This is a genomic window from Mycobacterium sp. 852002-51613_SCH5001154, assembly GCF_001667425.1.
Classification (GTDB): Bacteria; Actinomycetota; Actinomycetes; order Mycobacteriales; family Mycobacteriaceae; genus Mycobacterium.
In genome coordinates this window covers 1-18352 of the sequence record NZ_LZII01000049.1, presented here as the reverse complement: position 1 = coordinate 18352, position 18352 = coordinate 1, and the positions used below count along the sequence as shown (strand labels likewise).

General features: G+C 65.9%; 22 protein-coding genes and 1 pseudogene. 8 read left to right on the top strand and 15 right to left on the bottom strand.

Annotated features, from left to right (window positions below):
* Window positions 1-3: 3 nt before the first annotated feature.
* On the top strand, window positions 4-837 hold the full coding sequence (locus A5750_RS12575; protein ID WP_067263188.1) for a lysophospholipid acyltransferase family protein: 834 nt from the start codon (window positions 4-6) through the stop codon (window positions 835-837).
* The gene (locus A5750_RS12570) at window positions 837-1271 is read left to right on the top strand and encodes an SRPBCC family protein (RefSeq protein WP_066954303.1); all 435 of its coding nucleotides are present in this window, start codon (window positions 837-839) and stop codon (window positions 1269-1271) included. The genes A5750_RS12575 and A5750_RS12570 overlap by 1 nt, the downstream gene beginning before the upstream one ends.
* A gap of 383 nt (window positions 1272-1654) precedes the next feature.
* Here the strand turns inward: A5750_RS12570 and A5750_RS12565 are convergent, their stop codons facing one another.
* The 9 genes and pseudogenes from A5750_RS12565 to A5750_RS12525 form a co-directional block, all read right to left on the bottom strand.
* Complete coding sequence (locus tag A5750_RS12565) at window positions 1655-2644, bottom strand: DMT family transporter (RefSeq protein ID WP_067263184.1); 990 nt, start codon at window positions 2642-2644, stop codon at window positions 1655-1657.
* Window positions 2645-2676: 32 nt separating this feature from the next.
* Window positions 2677-2868, bottom strand: coding sequence for a hypothetical protein (locus A5750_RS12560; RefSeq protein WP_066954309.1), 192 nt, complete (start codon window positions 2866-2868; stop codon window positions 2677-2679).
* A 533-nt stretch (window positions 2869-3401) separates the two neighbouring features.
* On the bottom strand, window positions 3402-3845 hold the full coding sequence (locus A5750_RS12555; protein ID WP_067263181.1) for a limonene-1,2-epoxide hydrolase family protein: 444 nt from the start codon (window positions 3843-3845) through the stop codon (window positions 3402-3404).
* 77 nt (window positions 3846-3922) lie between these two features.
* A complete protein-coding gene (locus A5750_RS12550; protein ID WP_067263339.1) occupies window positions 3923-5254 on the bottom strand; it encodes a cytochrome P450 in 1332 nt (443 codons plus the stop codon).
* A 53-nt stretch (window positions 5255-5307) separates the two neighbouring features.
* On the bottom strand, window positions 5308-5727 hold the full coding sequence (locus A5750_RS12545; RefSeq protein WP_066954315.1) for a lipoprotein LpqH: 420 nt from the start codon (window positions 5725-5727) through the stop codon (window positions 5308-5310).
* Between the two features lie 13 nt (window positions 5728-5740).
* Entirely contained in the window at window positions 5741-6574 is an 834-nt protein-coding gene (locus A5750_RS12540) for an SDR family oxidoreductase (protein ID WP_067263178.1), read from the bottom strand.
* A 6-nt stretch (window positions 6575-6580) separates the two neighbouring features.
* Window positions 6581-7052: pseudogene (locus tag A5750_RS12535) on the bottom strand (SRPBCC family protein).
* Window positions 7053-7089: 37 nt separating this feature from the next.
* The gene (gene rpfC / locus A5750_RS12530) at window positions 7090-7539 is read right to left on the bottom strand and encodes a resuscitation-promoting factor RpfC (protein ID WP_231989186.1); all 450 of its coding nucleotides are present in this window, start codon (window positions 7537-7539) and stop codon (window positions 7090-7092) included.
* 93 nt (window positions 7540-7632) lie between these two features.
* Window positions 7633-8214, bottom strand: coding sequence for a chorismate mutase (locus A5750_RS12525; protein WP_082959098.1), 582 nt, complete (start codon window positions 8212-8214; stop codon window positions 7633-7635).
* Window positions 8215-8268: 54 nt separating this feature from the next.
* Here A5750_RS12525 and A5750_RS12520 point away from each other — a divergent pair, with 54 nt between their 5' ends.
* On the top strand, window positions 8269-8886 hold the full coding sequence (locus A5750_RS12520) for a hypothetical protein (protein ID WP_197505420.1): 618 nt from the start codon (window positions 8269-8271) through the stop codon (window positions 8884-8886).
* A gap of 86 nt (window positions 8887-8972) precedes the next feature.
* On the opposite strand, the gene ag85B is transcribed toward A5750_RS12520, so the two are convergent.
* Window positions 8973-9965: a diacylglycerol acyltransferase/mycolyltransferase Ag85B gene (ag85B, locus tag A5750_RS12515; protein ID WP_067263173.1), complete on the bottom strand. Its 993-nt coding sequence runs from the start codon at window positions 9963-9965 to the stop codon at window positions 8973-8975.
* Between the two features lie 614 nt (window positions 9966-10579).
* On the opposite strand from ag85B, the gene A5750_RS12510 reads away from it, so the two are divergent.
* Window positions 10580-11686: a hypothetical protein gene (locus A5750_RS12510; RefSeq protein ID WP_067263325.1), complete on the top strand. Its 1107-nt coding sequence runs from the start codon at window positions 10580-10582 to the stop codon at window positions 11684-11686.
* Between the two features lie 21 nt (window positions 11687-11707).
* Here the strand turns inward: A5750_RS12510 and A5750_RS12505 are convergent, their stop codons facing one another.
* From A5750_RS12505 to A5750_RS12495, 3 genes are read right to left on the bottom strand one after another with little or no spacing between them, the layout of a single operon-like run.
* On the bottom strand, window positions 11708-12256 hold the full coding sequence (locus A5750_RS12505) for a YceI family protein (RefSeq protein ID WP_067263172.1): 549 nt from the start codon (window positions 12254-12256) through the stop codon (window positions 11708-11710).
* A gap of 13 nt (window positions 12257-12269) precedes the next feature.
* A complete protein-coding gene (locus A5750_RS12500) occupies window positions 12270-13283 on the bottom strand; it encodes an alcohol dehydrogenase catalytic domain-containing protein (RefSeq protein ID WP_067263169.1) in 1014 nt (337 codons plus the stop codon).
* Between the two features lie 10 nt (window positions 13284-13293).
* Window positions 13294-14577 (bottom strand): cytochrome P450, encoded by a 1284-nt coding sequence (locus A5750_RS12495; RefSeq protein ID WP_066954333.1) that lies wholly within the window; start codon window positions 14575-14577, stop codon window positions 13294-13296.
* Window positions 14578-14788: 211 nt separating this feature from the next.
* Between A5750_RS12495 and A5750_RS12490 the strand changes: the two genes are divergently transcribed.
* From A5750_RS12490 to A5750_RS12480, 3 genes are read left to right on the top strand one after another with little or no spacing between them, the layout of a single operon-like run.
* Window positions 14789-15187 (top strand): hypothetical protein, encoded by a 399-nt coding sequence (locus A5750_RS12490; RefSeq protein WP_066954336.1) that lies wholly within the window; start codon window positions 14789-14791, stop codon window positions 15185-15187.
* Between the two features lie 11 nt (window positions 15188-15198).
* Entirely contained in the window at window positions 15199-15489 is a 291-nt protein-coding gene (locus A5750_RS12485; protein ID WP_066954339.1) for a hypothetical protein, read from the top strand.
* Window positions 15490-15546: 57 nt separating this feature from the next.
* Window positions 15547-15771, top strand: a complete 225-nt coding sequence (locus A5750_RS12480; protein WP_066954342.1) for a hypothetical protein — start codon at window positions 15547-15549, stop codon at window positions 15769-15771.
* A gap of 8 nt (window positions 15772-15779) precedes the next feature.
* Here A5750_RS12480 and A5750_RS12475 read toward each other — a convergent pair whose 3' ends face one another.
* Window positions 15780-16910: a nitronate monooxygenase gene (locus tag A5750_RS12475; protein ID WP_066954345.1), complete on the bottom strand. Its 1131-nt coding sequence runs from the start codon at window positions 16908-16910 to the stop codon at window positions 15780-15782.
* A 111-nt stretch (window positions 16911-17021) separates the two neighbouring features.
* The gene (locus A5750_RS12470) at window positions 17022-17486 is read right to left on the bottom strand and encodes a hypothetical protein (RefSeq protein WP_067263166.1); all 465 of its coding nucleotides are present in this window, start codon (window positions 17484-17486) and stop codon (window positions 17022-17024) included.
* Between the two features lie 178 nt (window positions 17487-17664).
* On the opposite strand from A5750_RS12470, the gene A5750_RS12465 reads away from it, so the two are divergent.
* Window positions 17665-18352, top strand: a 688-nt coding sequence (locus A5750_RS12465) for a DUF222 domain-containing protein (protein ID WP_156664323.1), incomplete at its 3' end; no start/stop codon positions are given.

Genomic DNA, 18352 nt, shown 5'->3' with positions numbered 1-18352 from the left:
GTTATGTCGACCGCGAAGGGCGTCTTGGAGTGGGCCCGCGACAAGGTCGTGTCGTGGGTGCCCAAGGCGGATCTCGACCAGCGCGACCCCGACTACATTCGCGACCAGCTCCCGGGCACCTGGCTGCTCGCGTCGCTCTATTTCCGGGCGGACGTGCGGGGCATGGATCGCATTCCCGCCGAGGGGCCGGTACTGCTGGTCGGCAATCACAGCGGTGGCAACGTGCCACCCGACACCTTCGTCTTCACGCTGGCGTTCTGCTCCTATTTCGGCGTCGAGCGGCCCTTCTACCAGTTGGCCCACAACCTCGTGGTGTCCGCACCGCCGCTGGGCTGGCTGCGCAAATTCGGCACCGTTGCCGCCAACCCCGAAAACGCCCGTCTCGCATTGGATTCCGGGGCCGCGCTGCTGGTCTACCCCGGGGGCGACTACGAGGTGTTTCGGCCCTCGTGGGAGCGCCACAAAGTCGACTTCGGCGGGCGCATGGGTTACGTCAAGCTGGCCCGCGAGGCCGGAGTGCCGATCGTGCCCGTCGCCAGCGTCGGTGGGCAGGAAAGCGCGTTGTTCCTCAACCGCGGGCAGTGGTTGGCCAAGCTGCTGATGGCCGACAAGTTGCTCCGGCTCAAAAGCATCCCGATATCGCTGGCGCTGCCCTGGGGTCTCAACGTCAGCGACCTGGCGGGGCATCTCCCGTTGCCCACCAAGATCGTGATCGAGGTCCAACACCCGATCGAGGTCGATGGTGACGACCAGGCGGTGCACGACAAGGTGATGGCCAGCCTGCAGGGCGGCGTCGACCGGCTGGCCGCCGAGCGGCGATTCCCGGTGATCGGCTGATGCGCGTCGAACGCTGTTGCGTCATCAACGCCGACCGTTCCGCGGTCTGGAAGATCGTCAGCGACCCGGACTGCTACCCGTCGTTCATGACCAACCTGGAGCGCTGGGAGTCCTCCAACGACAAACCGACCGGCGTAGGCGCGCGCTACACCGTCCACTGGAAGATCGGCTCCGTCCCGGTCGGGGGGCTCATCGAAGTCGTCGAGTTCGACGACGACCGCGACCTGGCCTTCGTGGGCCTCACCGGCATCACCCTGCGCGGGCGGATCCGACTGCGTGACGCGCGCGACGGCCGCACGAAGGTGACGTTCAGACTGTCGTATCAGGCACCGGGCGGGCTGCTCGGATACATCGCGGACCGAATCGCCGTGCGCCAGGTGGGACGCACGCTCGCCGGAACCCTGAAACGCCTCCGGACGTTGGCCGAGTCGTAGCCAATTTTTCCAATTTCCGGTGTGATCAACCGCAGCGCGGCTTACGCTCCGATCGACGAATCGGGCAACGTCACCAAACTTCGAACACGAAAGGGGTTTGGCAGCATGTTGCTCCGAGCGACTCCCGTCGCCGCGGTCATCGCCGGCGGTGCCTGCCACGGCCACGGCGGCGCCCAACAGTACTTATAGCGGTTGGCGACGTCGGCGCTGCGCAAGGCGCTGTGATGGTCGACATACGAGGGGTGACCATCCAAGCGACGTAAGCGCCGATGTCGCCGAATCCGTTGCAGCCCAGAATGTTTCCCGACGCCTGAGTCCGCTCGGGTCGCCCACTGTGGTTCGGGCCGCAGACTTGTTCCCGAACCGTGAGCGCGTAGGAACGCTCATGCGGCACGACAGCTGCGCTCGCCAAGAATAGGTGTCGATGGCACCGCGGACCCAAACGTCACGCGCGGCCGGGTTAGTGTCTCGGGCACCGCAGCCTGATCAGAGGTTTCCGCGTTTTGCTCGCTACTGAGTGCCGCCGTTTGGGCCTCGCCGCGGGCTAGAGCCACTATCGCGACAATCACCACAATCGCCGCCGACGCCAGCACGATCATCCCCACGCCATCGGCGTTGAGGGTCTCGCCGAGCACCACGATGCCCAGAACCGATGCCACCGCTGGTTTGGCCACGGTCACCGACGGCATTGAGGCGGTCAGCGCACCAGCGCGAAACGATGACTGCTGAAAGATCATCCCTGCCAACGCCGCCAGTATCCAGACGTAGAACTCCGGCGCGCACAGCAGCGCCCCGAAACCATGTCCGGCCGCCGCGACGACGGCTTTGGTTAGCACCGCGAACAGGGCCAGCGACGAACCGGCCACCACCGCCAGCAGTACAGCCGCACGCGGGCCGGGCCAAATGCGCGCACCCAGGACACAGAACACCAGTAGCGGACCCAACACCAGGGCCACCACAGTCCAGGTTGTCAGCGACCCCTGCGACTGCCCGGCCTTCGGGTCGCCAATCGTGACGACCACCGCCAAAGCGACGGCGAGCACCGTCGCCCACATCCACTGCCGGCGGGTCACCCGCTGATGGGTCAGCCGCGCATTGAGCGGCAGGGCGAATAGCAGCGCCGTCACCTGCAGCGACGTCACCAACATCACCGACCCGACCCCCAGCGCGGCGGCTTGCAGGCTGTAGTTGGCAACGGCCCCCCCGCCGCCAAGCCACCACCGGGAGTCGTGCAACGACATGCGGAACAACTCCCAGTGGCCGACTGGTTCGTCGGTGACTTCATGCGCGGACCGTTGACGGCTCACCGCGCCGATCGCGGATGCCAGCGCGGCGCACAGGGCGAGCACAACCGCGAGTTCCGACTTCAACATGGGATCTCCTCAGATGCCGAGCTCACTTCGGGCTAGACCCCGAAGTAGACGCCGTACCTGCTCGTGGCGAGCGCTTTCAACAGCGACAGGACCAGCCCGGTCCCAGCCAAGGTGCCCAGAGCCACAGCCACGATGAAGGCGACGCGGAAGCTCGTGGAGAGCGCCGACCGGAGAGGGTTCTGCTGGTCGACGGCGGTCGACGGGTGGATGTTACGGGCGGTCATGGCATTCTCCTCGTTGACTTCGTTTCGGTCATGTGATTGTCGTTGCCGAATTCATGACGAACTCATGAAGGAAATGGTGATGGACAACGCACTGTTCCGGAATGACCGGGAAGCCAGATTGGGTTGCCGCTAGGGATAGGGTTTCCTATCCATTTAGCAAGCATCGCGTGATCGAGTACAACCAGCGTCGGTTGAGGCGCCCGCCCTGAAAGTCGTCAGACGACCGCACCCGAATCTCCGATTTTCGGTGCCGCAGTTACCGTCTCGAGTACCGTCATCGCGCGGCGTCGGAGGGCCTCATTGCCAGACGGACCGGCGATCACCCAGCAAGCGGATCGCAGGAGATCTCGCCCTCCTCCGCCATGACCGACATACTCGAACGCGGTTGCCCAATCTGCCACGGCGACAACGTGGTTGGATGCGCTGAAGCGTTTCTCAGTCTGGCTACCTAGCCCTGAACATTCCGCTTGGTCAGTTCGGGGGGAGCGCCTGTGCGCTCACACCAGCAGAGAAATGAGGTAACCCCGAGTCTGCTAGACCAAGCTTGTCGCGTCGAACACCCAGCTAGAGTCGGCTTTTGCAAGCTCCTCGAAGTGGTTCGGGGGAGCGAAGCTGACCAGGCTGTTCATGTCCCAATAGTCTTTCCAAACGGTGACCTTGCCGCCCTCGACCTTGTGGACCGTCACGAACCTCAGCACGCCGCGCTCACCCGTGGTGAACGTCCATGTCTCGGAGTGCTCGTACATCACGTCGGCACCGCTGGACACCAGCACGCCATCGTGGTTCTCATAGCCCGCCAGCGGCTCGAGACCCATCTTGAGCCGCTTCACGATGTCTTCCGGTCCGCGCGCCGAAAGCGCCGGAACCGGCATATCGACGTAGAGGCAATCATCGGACAAAAACGTCTTGACCGCCTCCCAGTCCCGCCGCGAGAGCGCCTGCCAAAGCCCGAGGACGACATCCTCGACCGAGATCATAGAAACGTCTGTCATAGCGCAAATAAACTCGGTTGCCGAACGGGTGTCAACAGCCGGCGCCCTCCCGGCACGCCGCACTAGCCGTCGACGCGAGCCATCGACCGTGCCGGCCCCAGCGCGACCGGCAGCGACGACCACCCCCGCAGCACCCGCGTGTCGCGCCTGCTGCCCACGCCCGCCGCACGCACCTCGGGGAAGCGGTCGAAGAACGTACGCAGCCCGACTTCGCCCTCGGCGCGCGCCAGCGCGGCGCCAAGGCAGAAGTGCCGGCCCCCGGAGAACGCGAGATGCCTTCCCGCGTTGGGCCGTTCGATGTCGAAGCGGTGCGGCTCGTCGAAGACGGCCGGGTCGCGGTTGGCGGCTGCCAGATAGACGAGCACCAAGTCGCCACGCTGGAGCCGCTTCCCGGCAAGCTCAACGTCGCCCTGCGCCATCCGCGCGGTCAGCTGTACCGGCGACTCCAACCGCAGTATCTCCTCAACGGCGTTGGGCCACAGCTCCGGTCGTTCGCGCAGGGTATCCAGGCGGTCGGGAGCGTCCAGGAGCATACGGATCCCATTGCCGAGCAAGTTGACCGTGGTCTCGAACCCGGCCGCCAAAACCAGCCCGGCGATCGCTTGCAGCTCGTTCTCGTCCAGATATGTTTCGGCCGAGCCGCTTTCGGCTACCTGGATCAGCTGGCTCATCAGGTTGTCGCTCGGGGCGCGCCGCAACTGACCGAGATGCTCGCCCAGCCAGGAGCTGAAGCCGGCGAGCCCTCGCTGCACGCTGCGGTATTGCCGCCAGGTCAATCCGATGTCCAGGCTCGGTGCGGCGAGCTCACCGAACTCCAGGACGCGCGGCCGGTCACGCTCCGGCACGCCGAGGATGTCGCTGATGATCGCGACGGGGAGTTGCGAGCAATACCGGCCCACAATGTCAACGACCTGCGAGGCCCCGGACTGGGCGGCCAGCTGATCCAACAGGTCGGCGGCGGTCTGCTCCACGCGAGCGCGCAACGCGGCGACCGCGCGGGGAGTGAAGACCGCGGACACCGTCTTGCGGTAGCGGGTGTGATCCGGCGGCTCGACGGCGAGCAGCGACGGCGCGCGAAGCGGATGCAGCAGATCGTCGCGGCTGCGGCGCTCCAGCCAGCGCAGCGGCCCGGGCAGATTCGCCCCGAACACCAGCACGCGGAAGTCGTCGGAGCGCAGCAGCTCGTGGGCGAGCGCATGCTCGGCCGTCAGATAACTCACGCGACCCTCGACCAGCGGCCCCGCCGCTCGGAGTTCGTCGTAGAACGGCACCGGATCGGCCGCCACCCCGGGGTCGGCGATCAGCCTGGCGTGCAGGTCACCGCGCCGGACCCCGAGCGTCGCGACGCCCCGGATGAACCCGTGCATCGCCAACCAGTGCAATCGCGCCTTCACCGGCCCCTCCATCGATTGATGTCACCGAGCCTATGCCCGGACCCCGGACACCGTCAGCACTCCGCGATGATCTTGAACTCCGTCGTCACCACTTTGTCGGGGTTGCTGCTGTTGATGCCGTAGGCGCTACCGGTGATCGTGTAGGCGTCGTTAGTGACGTCGGCGCGCGCGTCGCCCACGCCGCCGTTCCAGAAGCTCCCGGTGAATCCGTCGACGTTGCGGATCTTCACCCACTGGGGCATCACCCGGTAACCACTGGTCAGCACCACTGCCTCGACGCCGCCGTCGCGGTCCTTGATGTCGATGGTGCGGTACTGCTGGTTTTGGCTGCACGCCGGAGGGCGGGTGGTGTGAGTGGCGCCGTCGATGGTCAGGCGGGCCGCTTTGCGGGGCGTGGTCTGGGCCTGTCCGCACCCCGCGACGCCGACACCGGCGATCAACACGAAAACCACTGCGATCAACCGGTTTCGCATTGGTTCAACTCCTTCACTGCCGCTTCGGCATCAGCGCGGGTAGGGATTTGACGATGCTGCGTCGCACGAGTTCCGGACTCAGGCCCTTGAAGAAGTCGATCAAGCGAATGCTCTTCGGCACGTACCAATGCAACCGCTTCGGGTTGTGGTAAGCCTGCCACGCGGCTTCCGCCACACTGCTCGCCGGCATCAGCCGGAACAACCCCTTCTTGGGCGCGGTGGCCCGAAGCTCGTCGGCCGTCCTCGGCGCGCCGCCGTCATTGGAGTGATTCGTCGTCGTGGTCAGGATGGCCGTGTCGATCAGGCCGGGCAGCACGTCGGCGACGCGGACCCCGTGCCGGTGCCACTCGACGCTGAGCGCCTCGGTCAACCCTTTGACCGCGTGCTTGGTCGACGAATAGACGGCGAGCCGCGGCATGCCGTAGGTGCCCGACGACGACGACGTCGAAAACATCAGGCTGCCAGGCGTTTTCTTCAGATACGGTAACGACGCGTAGGCGCCGGTCAGCACAGCTTTGTAGTTGATGTCGACGACGCGCATGGCGGCCTCGTAGGGCACGTCCTCGAACCATCCGCTTTCGCCGATGCCGGCGTTGTTCCACATCATGTCGAGCCCGCCGTCACTGTTGCCTGCGCAGAAGTCGGCGAGGGCTCCCTCCAGGGCCGCCCTGTCCGTCACATCGACCTGGCGGGTCCAAAACCGGTCGCCACCGAGTTCTTCCCGCAGCGTCGCCAGGCCGTCGCCGTTGCGGTCCACGGCGCCGACCCGCCACCCCTTGGCGTGGAACAGCTTTGCCCCCTCCCGGCCCATGCCGCTGCCCGCGCCGGTGATGAAGATCGATTTCACGGCGCGTCAGCCGGCCTCGACCACATCTTTGATGCGGTTCAGGGTTTTGGTCATGTCGCGCACGTTGCGTCGCTTACGCAGGAAACCCCCGAACAGCCAGTAGAGGCCGAGCCACGGGGCCGGGTTGAGCCGGAAAGACTCGGTCACATCCGTGCCGCCACCGCTGGGCGCCAACCGGTAGTGCCAGTTGTTGACCGCCCGATCGCCGAGCAGCACCGCGAACCCGAATTCGCGGCCAGGCTCGCACGCGGTCACCTCGCACGTCGTCCAATACACCGGCCCAATCTCGTTGCGCCGAACGTGACCACGGAATTTCGCGCCGAGGGCCGGGCCATTAGCGTCGCCCAGCCACTCGGCCTCGAACACTTCGGGGGAGAACCGGCCGATGTTGCGAACGTTTGCGATGAGATCCCAGATCTTCCGCAGACGCCGCCATATGAACAGTCGCCGAACCTTCCATGGCCTGATCCAAACACAGCTTGCCGTTCGGTCATAGACCGCGAGGACATTGATCGTCAGCGCGGCGCCGCCGCCTGGATCAGCCCGTTGATGATCTCCTTGATGCCCTGCGCGGGGTGCGAGTACCAACCGATCGGCAGGCCCGAATTGGCGCCGCACTTCGGCCACGCCTCCACCCCTTGGTCGGCGAAAACCCGGTTGGCGACGGCGATTTGCTGCTCTCGGGACGCGGCCGCCGGGTTGCCGACGCCGCCGTACCGCTCCCAGGTACCCGGCTTGAATTGGAGTCCACCGTATTCGCCGTTTCCGGTGTTGGCGTGCCAGTTGCCACCGGACTCGCACTGGGCGATCGCGTCCCAGTTGGGCGTGGGTGCGGAGGTGGCTATACCAGTGGACGAAGCTATCGACGCTGCAACGAACCCGCCGACCGCCAGGGACTTGACGAGAGGCTTGCAGAGAATTTTCATGTCATGGATTTCGGACGCTGTGGCCAAAGCGTTACCCATTCGAAAAAGCCGCGAGATATGCCTTCTATCTGCGCAAACGGCAATATCGCGGAGCAAAAAGAAAGTGTTAGAAACCGTTGAGGAAAAACTAAATTATTGCTGGCAATATGCCTGAGTGGCTAACGCCAGCGCCCGTTGATAGAGGGCGTCGAGGCCGCGGGCGCGGATGGCGCCGCTCGCGGCGAGCCCGAGTTGCGCGGGGCAGGCCGCCGAATGCAGCAAGTCCCAGTTGGCCACGATCTGGTTCAGCATCGTTTGGTTGAGGTCGTCGATCGCCGACCGCGACGCCGACAGATCGGCCGACTCGGCCGGGGCGGCTTCGGGATCGAGCTTCCAATCCGCGAACCGGCTGTATTCGATGCCCTCCGTGGCGCGGATCTGGTCGCCGAATACCCGGGTGACGTAGTCGGGGTCGATCCGCCTGGCCGAGGCCTGGGCGGCCATTTTCGCCAGTTCTTGCCGGACGCGTCCTTGGTCTTCGACGGCCCCGTGACTGACCCACTTGAAGGCGGCCACCGGCTCGGCGATTTGTAACCGCTGCGCGGCGGCGTCGACCAACTCGGTGAGAGGGCTCGCATCGTCGGCTCTCGCGGGCGATGCGACCAGGATCGTCAGTCCGACGGCCATGCCGGCGCAGCGGGTAACCAGGGTTATGCGCCGGCTCTGCATGACCATGATTCTGCGGCAGCGCCGGATACGAGCGCATTTGGGAGTTAGCCTGAGGTGTTGATGTCGTCGACCATGGAAAATCGCGGCCCGCGCCGCGTTGGCGGGAAGCGCGGGAAATCGTTGCGCTCGAGGCAGATTCGTGCGCTGATCGCCGTCGCGCTTGCGATTCCCCTGTTGCTCGGTGCGGCGCTCATCATGGTGGACCGGCTGCACTCGAAGCCCGCCGACGCCCTCGAACATCCCGCCAGTCCGGTGAGCGACGATCAATCGAAGGCCCAGGTCGTCCAATCGGCCCAGCACATCGTCACCGCGACGGGTCTGCAAGCGTCCTCGGCGGGCTACTCGCTGATGTCCTGCAAAAACCGCGACGACCCGCCGTATCAGGGCTCGATCTACCTGACGTTCTCGCTGCCCGCCACCGCACCGGCCGACACCTATTTCGGCCGGTTTGCCGCGACGCTGGCCGGCGATGGCTGGGCCGAGGGCCTACCACCCAACAATCACGCGTTCGCGAAGACACTCACCAAGGACGGCGTCACAGTGATCGTTTACCGCCACGACGACGAACCGCACCTCGGCGTCCTACGCGTCTACGGCCAGTGCCGCAACATGAACGATCACCACAGGGACGCGACGGCTTGGACGGATGTCACCGACCAATTCGCCGCGACGCGTTGATCGGCGGAGACCCAAAGGGCCATGACGCACTACTGCGCCCGACGGCGTCGTCGTCGGGCGCAGCAGCGACCTCGGGGCAGGTGAGGCTATCCGCCGCCGCCTGCGGTGGCACCCAGGGTGCCCTGCAGGTCCGGCTTCATGGCGTTGAGCTGGGCTCCCCAGTACTCCCAGCTGTGTGTTCCGTTGGCGTTGAAGTTGAACACGGCGTTGTGGCCACCGGCCGCGTTGTACTGGTCCTGGAACTTCAGGTTGCTGCTGCGCACGAAGTTCTCCAGGAACTCGGCGGGCATGTTCGCCCCGCCCAACTCCGACGGTGTGCCGTTACCGCAGTAGATCCAGAGCCGAGTGTTGTTGCCCACCAGCTTGGGGATCTGCAGTGAGGGGTCGTTGCGCTGCCACGCGGGGTCGCTGGACGGGCCCCACATGTCGCTCGCCTTGTAGCCACCGGCGTCGCCCATCGCGAGGCCGATCAGGGATGGCCCCATGCCCTGTGAGGGGTCCATCAGCGCGGACAGCGAGCCCGCATAGATGAACTGGTTCGGGTGGTAGGCGGCCAGGATCAGGGCCGAGGAACCGGCCATGGAGATGCCGACCGCGGCGCTGCCCGTGGACTTGACGCTCTTGTTGGAGGCCAGGTACTGCGGCAGCTCACTGGTCAGGAAGGTTTCCCACTTGTAGGTCGAGCAGCCGGCCTTGCCGCAGGCCGGGCTGTACCAGTCGCTGTAGAAGCTGGACTGGCCACCGACGGGCATGACGATCGACAGGCCCGACTGGTAGTACCACTCGAACGCCGGCGTGTTGATGTCCCAGCCGTTGTAGTCGTCCTGGGCGCGCAAGCCGTCGAGCAAGTACACCGCGGGGGAGCCGTTACCGCCGCTTTGGAACTGGACCTTGATGTTGCGGCCCATCCCCGCCGACGGCACCTGCAGGTATTCAACCGGCAGGCCCGGGCGCGAGAACGCTCCCGCGGTCGGTGCGCCGCCGGCAAGACCGATCAGCCCCGGGAGGGTAACGGCGGCTGCCGCACCGACTAAAAGCCGGCGCCCCCAGGCCCGGACCATCTCGCTCACATCTGTCATACCTGCCCCTTGTCGTGTGTGACCGTCGTCTCAGGCAGGAATTTACCGTGCGAATAGCCCGAATGTCGATCGGGACGCGGGGGTGTCTCAGTTTGGTATCGGAATTCCCCCGCCAATTGCGCTCGCGGGGATAAGAGCGCCGCAACGTTCGCACCGGTTGACCCGCACCCGGATTTGACCACCGGGCCACGCATAACGCCTGGCAGCGGGGTCTAGGGCTGGCCGCGCCGTAATGCGCAAAGCCGCCATTTTCGATCTCGCCACGACGTCTAGCGGCGCCGCGCCGCCGAACCAGCGCCGAAAAAGTCGATTCGGTATCCGTAAGACGTTTATCGCGGCGGGCGGAAGGCATGGTTTCCCCGCGCCGACGGCCCTTCTCCCACCAGCACGACCTGTGGGCGCATCGACTGGTTCCCGAGTGGCGGATTCTGCGGCGAGGCGGAACCGGGGCAACCGGACCCGCGTCGACCGCGTAGGCTCTCACGGAGCAAGCCGATGGAGACCACGTTATCTCGGTCCGTTCCGGCCCTCACGACCCACCTGACCAGGGTTTTTCTGGTGCGCGTGGGTGTGGCTGAGGGCGTCGGGCGTCCGGGACCGATTGGGGCATGAGTTTGGATACGGTACTTGGGCTGTCAGTGACGCCGACCACCGTTGGGTGGGTGCTCGCTGAAGGACACGGCGCGGACGGCACCATCCTGGATCATCAGGAGCTGGCGCTGGACGCCGGTCACGGCGCACGCGCCGTGAGTACCGCGGACCAAGTAGCGGACGAGATCGCGCGGGTGGAAGCGCAGGCGGCCGCCAGCGACCATCGGCTGCGGGTCATCGGGGTGACGTGGAACGACGACGCGGCGGCCCACGCCGCGTTGCTGCTGGAAGCGCTGACAGACAGTGGCTTCGACAACGTCGTGCCGGTCCGGCAACTCGATGCCGTCGAGACACTGGCGCAGGCCATCGCGCCGGTCATCGGCTACGAGCAGACCGCGGTCTGTCTCCTCGAACGCGACTCGACGACCGTCGTCATGGTCGATACCCGCGACGGGGAAACGCAGACGGCGACCAAGCAGGTGCGCGGCGGTTTCGACGGCCTGACTCGCTGGCTGACCGGCATGTTCGACCGCAATGGCTGGCAGCCGGCCGGGGTGGTGGTCATCGGCGCGCACAGCGACATCGACGGCCTCTCCTGGCAGCTCGAAAAGACCCTGCCGGTGCCGGTGTTCGTGCAAGCGATGGCTCAGGTGAACATTGCGCGGGGCGCTGCGCTGACCGCCGCCCGAAGCACCGAGTTCACCGACGACCAGTTGGTGGTCCACCCCGGTGAACCCGCCGCCGCACCGCCGGCGCCGCGAAAGCTGTCATACGCCGGGGCCGTGACCACTCTGGCCGCCGGCGTTATCACCTTTGTCTCCTCGATATCGCTCGCGGTGGGCATCCAGCTGGCGCCGACCAGCAAGCCCGTCCCGCGGCACACGGAGCCCGCACCGACTCCGCAGCTCGCCGAGGCCGTGGCACCGCCCCCGGTCGTGGCGCCGCTGACCCCGCAGGCGAAAGTCTCCGTCGGCGAACCGATCACGGAGGCCGCCACGCCCGACGAGCAGCAGCCGGAACCCAATAGCAGGCAGCCCTACCTGACGCGAATGCTCGAACACATTCCGGGCGACACCGGTGACGCGACGGGTGCCTCGGCCTCGCAGGCGCCCGCCCAGCCGCAGCCCTGACGTCGGCGCCGGGACAGCCGCTCAGGCGTTCTTCGCGTGAATCGCGGTGAAGGACACCGAAACCTCATCGGCGACCTGGACCGAACCCATCAGCAATGAGTACGGCTTGATGCCGTAGTCGGTCTGGCGGACCGATGATTCGGTGGACATCCGCCACGCGTCCCCGAGATCCTCTGTGCGCAGGTCGATTACGTGGTCCCGGGACTTTCCCCGAACTTCGAGCTGGCCGGTGAGCCGGTACCCGTCTTCGGTCTTGTCAATGGCCCGTGCGAAAAAGCGGATCTCGGGAAACCGTCCGCCGTCCAACGACTTCAAGGCGTTGGAACGCACCAAGACCTTCTCGGGACCTGACAACCCCTTCACGCCGCCCTCGCCGCGCAGCACCTCGAGGGAATCCGCTTCGACCACAAGCTCCACGGTGGCGGGTTCCGAGCCGGCCCAGCCGACGGTGGCATGCCAGCGGGTCATGGCGATGGTGAGACGGTGACCCATTCGCGCCGCTCGCCCGCGAACGCCGGTGGCAAGAAGTAGCTCGCCGTCGGCTGCGTCCAAGCTCCACTCGTCGGTCATAGGCCGACTGTAATCACATCGTCAGCACTGTGCGGTAGTGCGCACGGCCTTGCTCCAGCGCCGCGTATCCGTCGGCCGCCTGTGACAGCGGTAGTTCCTCGATCCAGGCCCGCACGCCGGACAGCACGGCGAAATGCATCGTCTCTTCAACGTCTTTCGCCGTGCCGGAAGGATGACCGACGATGCTGACCCCGGGTGTGATCAGTTGGATGGGGCTGATCGGCAACGGTTCGGGCGTGACGCCGATGGTGACGAGCTCGCCTTGCGGCGATATCCCGCCGACGGTTGCGGCCATCGCCGACGAGTTGCCCGCGGTCGCCAGCACGACTGCCGCGCCGCCCAGTGCCTTCAGCGCTTCTGCGGGATCGGCGGCGGTGGAGTCAATGTAGTGGTGGGCGCCCAACTTCCGGGCGTCCCCCTCTTTGCCGCTGCCACGAGCGATGGCGATGGTCTCGAAACCCATCGCCCGGGCGAACTGCACCCCGAGGTGTCCGAGCCCGCCGACACCGAGGATGGCGACCCGGTCGCCGGGCACTGCCTTCGTATGCCGCAACGCATTGTACGTGGTAACGCCGGCGCAACCCATCGGCGCGGCTTCTGCGTCGGAAAGCCCTTCCGGTATGCGGGCGAGCGCGCTCCCCGGAACAGTCACCGATTCCGCATACCCGCCCGGATATTGGTAACTCGGGACCTTCCCGTTCTCGCAATGGATGAAGTGGCCTTTTCGGCATTCATCGCAGTGGTAGCAGCACCCGCCGAACCACCCGACCGCGACGCGATCGCCGACGGCGAAACCCTCGACACCCGCACCGAGTTCGGCGATCGTTCCGGCGATTTCGTGCCCGGGAGTCAACGGCCACGTCATGCCGGGGAAGCCGCCGGCGACAAAGTGTGCGTCCGTGCCGCAGATCCCACACGCGGTGACGTTTATCCGCGCCTCATCACGTCCCGGTGGCTTGGTTTCGACATCGACCAGTTCTAATGGTGCCCCGGCCGACTTGACGTGAACTGCTCGATGGGTTGCCATGCGGTTGATGCTACTGCGCAGCAGGGGATTTCGCGCCGTTGGTGTGGTAGTCGACCTGCCAGTGCTTGATCCCGTTGAGCCAGCCCGACCGTAGCCGTTCGGGCTTTCCGATCGATTCCAGGTCCGGGATGCCGTCGGCGATCGCATTGAACATCAGGTCGATCGTCATCCGCGCCAGGTTCGCCCCGATGCAGTAATGCGCGCCGGTGCCGCCAAACCCGACGTGCGGGTTGGGGTCGCGCAGGATGTTGAACGTGAACGGGTCGTCAAAGACTTCCTCGTCGAAATTGGCCGAGCGGTAGACCATCACCACCCGCTGACCCTTCTTGATTTGCACACCTGACAATTCGTAATCCTCCAGCGCGGTGCGCTGGAAGGACGTCACCGGGGTTGCCCAGCGGACGATCTCGTCGGCCGCGGTGGCGGGACGCTCCCTCTTGAACAGCTCCCACTGATCGGGAAAGTCGGTGAAGGCCATCATGCCCTGCGTGATGGAGTTGCGGGTTGTTTCGTTGCCGGCAACGGCCAGCAGGATGACGAAGAAGCCGAACTCGTCGTCGGAGAGCTTGTGGCCGTCGATGTCCGCCTGGACCAACTTGGTGACGAGGTCTTCGCCCGGATTCTTCGTCCGGTCGGCGGCCATCTGCATGCCGTACATGATGAGCTCGACGGAAGCGGTGATGGCGTCGTTGCTGGCGAACTCCGGATCCTGGTCGCCGACCATCTCATTGGACCAGTGGAAAAGCTTCTTGCGGTCTTCCTGCGGCACACCCATCAACCCGGCGATGGCCTGCAACGGCAACTCGCAGGAGACCTGCTCGACGAAGTCACCGCGCCCCTCGGCGGCCGCTTCCGCGACGATGTTCCGCGCCCGCTCGGCGAGGTCACCGCGCAGGCGCTCGATGGATCGGGGGGTGAATGCCCGCGAGATGATCTTGCGCAGCCGGGTGTGTTGCGGCGCATCCATGTTCAGCAGCACGAACTTGCCGCGTTCGACCTGCTCGCCCACCGTGCCGTCCTTGTAGCGTGGCAGCGCGGTCTTCTGCAGGCTGGAGAAGACATCGCTGCGCAGCGATACCTCTTTGACGTCCTTGTGCTTGGACACCACCCAGAAGCCGCCGTCGTCGAATCCGCCCGCCCCCAGCGGCTGCTCGTTCCACCAGATCGGCGCGGTCCGCCGCAGTTCGGCCAGCTCCTCCACCGGCAGTCGCTCGGCGTGGATGTCCGGATCGGTGAAGTCGAATCCGGGGGGGAGATTGGGGACCGGCTTGGCGGTTGGCTCGACGGTTGGCATGGCCCGCTCCTCGATGACGAAGTGGTCTAGTCGTCTTTGTGCAAATAAACCATTGCCGCACCACGGTTGGGAAGCGTTGACGCAAGATCGCCGGGTGCAAATTGGAACGTGTTCCTCGTTTCTCATCCAGACCACCAATACGGTCTTGTGGGCTACGGCCCGATGGATATGCTTTGGTGCAGGTCACCAGCGACGACAGGCGGGGTGGAACATGATTCGGGAAGTGCTCAGCGCCGCTTCTATAGCGGGCATTGCGATTGGCGTGGCGCCGTGCGCGGCAGCCGGATACGACGGCGACGTGCCGGGGATGAACTATCAGGCGTCGTTGGGCGCGCCGTGCGACAACTATGAGCACTTCATCTTCGGCCGGGGCCCCAGCGGTCAGGCCGAGGCGTGCCACTTCCCTCCGCCGAACCAGTTCCCGGCGGCCACCACCGGCTACTGGGTCATCTCCTATCCGCTGTACGGGGTGCAGCAGGCGGGCGCGAAGTGCCCTGGGCCGCAAGCCGCGGCGCAGTCGGACCGCGGGCTGCCCATGTTGTGCCTGGGCGAGCGGGGTTGGCAAGAGGGATGGTTCACCGGAGCGGGATTCTTCCCTCCGGCCGAGTGAGCGGCTGAGCCATGGACGACGGCGGGCCGGGCGAGACCCTCGTCCCGCGTTGGCTGCGTTTCGTCCTCGCGTCGGATCGCGCGGGCTCGGCGTGGTATATCGGGACGGGTTTCTTTTTCGCGCCGATCCTCGCGGTGCTCTCGCCGTGGCCCGTCGTCACCGCCGCGCTGTGGGCGATCATCGGGCTGGCCGGACTCTGGCTTGGCCTGCTGGGCATCGCGATGGCCGTGGGGCTGGCCCGAATATTGCGGTCCGGGGCCGAAATCCCCGAATCCTACTGGCGCACCTTGGTCAACTACTGAGCACTACGCCCGGTCTAGAGTCATAGCCAACTGTCCTGCCACGAGAGGAGACTCGAGATGGGCTTCAGCCCGAAAGATGCGGTCGACGCGGCCAGGGACATCGCGACCAACGCGGTCGAGAAGGCCTCCGACATCGTCGAACACGGTAGTGACATCATCCGGGGCGACATTTCCGGCGGTGTCAGCGGCATCGTCCAGAACTCGATCGAGATCGGCACGTACGCGGTGGACCGGACGAGGGAGATGTTCAGCGGCCGCGACGAGCTCGACGACGAGGTCTAGCTCCGCCGTCAGACGGAGGCGGCCTCGTTCAGCTCGTCCAGCCTGTTCGTCGCTTCCAGGTACTCCTGCACCCAGCGCTCGATGACCGTCGCCGTCTTCTCCACCTTGGTGAACTGGCCGACAACCTGACCCACCGGGTTGAACGCGACGTCCACGCTCTCGTTCGGGTACCGGTTCGTTGCCCGCACCGCCATGCCGGAAACCATGTACTGCAGCGGCATTCCCAGCGGCTTCGGGTTGTCCGGCGCCTCCCACGCCTCGGTCCAGTCATTGCGCAACATGCGGGCCGGCTTGCCGGTGAACGACCGGCTGCGCACGGTGTCCCGGCTGCCCGCCTTGACGTACGCCTGTTGCTGAACCGGCGTGTTCGAGGATTCCTCGACCATCAGCCACTGCGAGCCCGTCCACGCCCCCTGGGCGCCCAGCGCCAGGGCCGCCGCGATCTGCTGGCCGCTGCCGATGCCACCGGCCGCCAGCACCGGCACCGGGGCGACCTCCTTTACCACCTGCGGCCACAACACGATGGAGCCCACCTCGCCGCAATGCCCACCGGCCTCGCCGCCCTGGGCGATGATGATGTCGACGCCCGCGTCCGCGTGCTTGCGAGCCTGCGACGGCGACCCGCACAGCGCGGCCACCTTGAGTCCCGCCTCGTGGATGTGCTTGATCATGTCGGCCGGGGGAGTGCCCAGGGCGTTGGCGATCATCTTCACCTTCGGGTGCTTGAGCGCCACCTCGACCTGGGGCGTGGCGGTCGCCTCGGTCCACCCGAGCAACTGCAGGCTGTCGCCGTCGCTGTCCTCGATCGGCACGCCGTGGTCGGCCAGGATCTTCTTGCCGAAGTCGAGGTGTTCCTGGGGCACCATCTTGCGCAGCGTGTCGGCCAGTTCCTCGGCCGACAGGTGCGAGTCCATACCCTCGTACTTGTTCGGGATGACGATGTCGACGCCGTACGGGTGGTCGCCGATGTTCTCGTCGATCCAGTTGAGCTCGATCTCGAGCTGCTCGGGGGTGAAGCCGACCGCGCCGAGCACGCCGAAACCGCCGGCCTTGCTGACTGCGACCACGACATCACGACAGTGGGTAAACGCGAAGATCGGAAACTCGATACCGAGTTCGTCGCAAATAGGGGTGTGCATGCCTACTCCTGGGACGCGGCCGAATTGAAACGTGTTCTAGTTTAGTACGGACGGCCCTGACGTGGCCACCGGGTCCTGACCTGCGTTTTGTCACTACGACCCGTCGGCCGGTCAAAGTGCCACGCTGCGCGCGACCCACAGCACCAGGAACGCGAACATGCAGCCGGCGCAGACAAGGTGGTCCCGGCAGACGGACCGCGCCAGCCGGGTCTGCTCGGGCGGACCGTCTGTTCGGCGCCCCAGCCGCACCGCATCGGGAACCGTTTGCGTCAACGCCAGCATGGTCGGACTCCCCGCGAGGACTGCCGACAGCACCAGAAGCCACCAGGGGTCATGCCCGCGCGCGGACTGGTAGGTCAACGCGCCCAGCAGGATCACCATGACGGCGGCGATCAGCCGGCTCATCGGGCGCGAGGTGGTGGTCGCGCGGTGGTAGTAAGCCGCGATGGAGGCAAGTACGGCCTCTGGCAGATCGGTTGGCGCAGAACGAAATCGGAGGACCTGCACATCGAAGATGAGATCCATCCACAAGACGGCGAACAAGAATCCGCCGCAGGCCGTGAGCAACGAGGCCATGACGCTCCTCCATCTCCGGCTTACCGGGAGCATTCGTCGACTTGGACCCATTGTTTCGCAGCAGCGCAAGGGCGGCCTCAGGCAATGGCGCACCGGGCCCCGAAATCACTTACGCCACTTTGGTTTCAGTGGTTTCGGGGCGGCTGGTGTTGTCGGTGGGGCGAAGTATCATTCGAACATGAGTTCGAGTGATCGTGACGAGATTGCGGCGGATTACGCCGCGCTGCACGAGGTCGTCTCGCGCATCAACGCCCACTCGTACGACGCGTTGACCACCCCGGAGCGCTTCACCTACCTCGAATCCCTCGAACGCGAGATGAGGCGGCTGCCGGTGGCCGGCCACGAGCTGCTCAATCAGATCGATTGCCAAGCCACTCCGGCCGAACTCGGCGGCACGTTGCCGCACGTGCTGGCCGACCGCCTGCGCATCACCCGCGGGGAAGCCACGCGCCGGATCACCGACGCCCGCGCGTTGGGCACGCGACACACGCTGACCGGTGAGCCGCTGGCGCCGCAGTATGCGGCCACCGCGGCCGCCCAGCGCGCCGGAAAGATCGGCGCCTCCCACATCGCCGTCATCCACCGCTTCTTCGACGAACTGCCATGCTGGGTCGATGCCCCCACCCGCGAGGCCGCCGACGCCGACCTCGCCCGCTGGGCCGGCGAGCAACGCCCGGAAGGGCTGCGCAAGGTCGCCGAACGGTTGACCTGCTACCTCAATCCCGACGGACAGTTCACCGACCACGACCGCGCTCGGCGCCGCGGCCTGACCTTGGGAACCCAAGACAGCGACGGCATGTCCAAGCTGAGCGGCTGGCTCACCCCCGAGGCCCGCGCCACCTGGGAGGCGGTGCTGGCCAAGCTGG

What these genes read in the sequence shown, in the direction of transcription:
- A5750_RS12570 (WP_066954303.1), top strand. Translation starts at nt 837, where the DNA reads ATGCGCGTCGAACGCTGTTGCGTCATCAACGCCGACCGTTCCGCGGTC.
- A5750_RS12520 (WP_197505420.1), top strand. Translation starts at nt 8,269, where the DNA reads ATGTCGTCGACCATGGAAAATCGCGGCCCGCGCCGCGTTGGCGGGAAG.
- ag85B (WP_067263173.1), bottom strand. Translation starts at nt 9,965, where the DNA reads ATGACAGATGTGAGCGAGATGGTCCGGGCCTGGGGGCGCCGGCTTTTA.
- A5750_RS12505 (WP_067263172.1), bottom strand. Translation starts at nt 12,256, where the DNA reads ATGACCGACGAGTGGAGCTTGGACGCAGCCGACGGCGAGCTACTTCTT.
- A5750_RS12500 (WP_067263169.1), bottom strand. Translation starts at nt 13,283, where the DNA reads ATGGCAACCCATCGAGCAGTTCACGTCAAGTCGGCCGGGGCACCATTA.
- A5750_RS12480 (WP_066954342.1), top strand. Translation starts at nt 15,547, where the DNA reads ATGGGCTTCAGCCCGAAAGATGCGGTCGACGCGGCCAGGGACATCGCG.
- A5750_RS12545 (WP_066954315.1), bottom strand. Translation starts at nt 5,727, where the DNA reads ATGCGAAACCGGTTGATCGCAGTGGTTTTCGTGTTGATCGCCGGTGTC.
- A5750_RS12495 (WP_066954333.1), bottom strand. Translation starts at nt 14,577, where the DNA reads ATGCCAACCGTCGAGCCAACCGCCAAGCCGGTCCCCAATCTCCCCCCC.
- A5750_RS12560 (WP_066954309.1), bottom strand. Translation starts at nt 2,868, where the DNA reads ATGACCGCCCGTAACATCCACCCGTCGACCGCCGTCGACCAGCAGAAC.
- A5750_RS12575 (WP_067263188.1), top strand. Translation starts at nt 4, where the DNA reads ATGTCGACCGCGAAGGGCGTCTTGGAGTGGGCCCGCGACAAGGTCGTG.
- A5750_RS12555 (WP_067263181.1), bottom strand. Translation starts at nt 3,845, where the DNA reads ATGATCTCGGTCGAGGATGTCGTCCTCGGGCTTTGGCAGGCGCTCTCG.
- A5750_RS12485 (WP_066954339.1), top strand. Translation starts at nt 15,199, where the DNA reads ATGGACGACGGCGGGCCGGGCGAGACCCTCGTCCCGCGTTGGCTGCGT.
- A5750_RS12470 (WP_067263166.1), bottom strand. Translation starts at nt 17,486, where the DNA reads ATGGCCTCGTTGCTCACGGCCTGCGGCGGATTCTTGTTCGCCGTCTTG.
- A5750_RS12490 (WP_066954336.1), top strand. Translation starts at nt 14,789, where the DNA reads ATGATTCGGGAAGTGCTCAGCGCCGCTTCTATAGCGGGCATTGCGATT.
- A5750_RS12565 (WP_067263184.1), bottom strand. Translation starts at nt 2,644, where the DNA reads ATGTTGAAGTCGGAACTCGCGGTTGTGCTCGCCCTGTGCGCCGCGCTG.
- A5750_RS12525 (WP_082959098.1), bottom strand. Translation starts at nt 8,214, where the DNA reads ATGGTCATGCAGAGCCGGCGCATAACCCTGGTTACCCGCTGCGCCGGC.
- rpfC (WP_231989186.1), bottom strand. Translation starts at nt 7,539, where the DNA reads ATGGGTAACGCTTTGGCCACAGCGTCCGAAATCCATGACATGAAAATT.
- A5750_RS12475 (WP_066954345.1), bottom strand. Translation starts at nt 16,910, where the DNA reads ATGCACACCCCTATTTGCGACGAACTCGGTATCGAGTTTCCGATCTTC.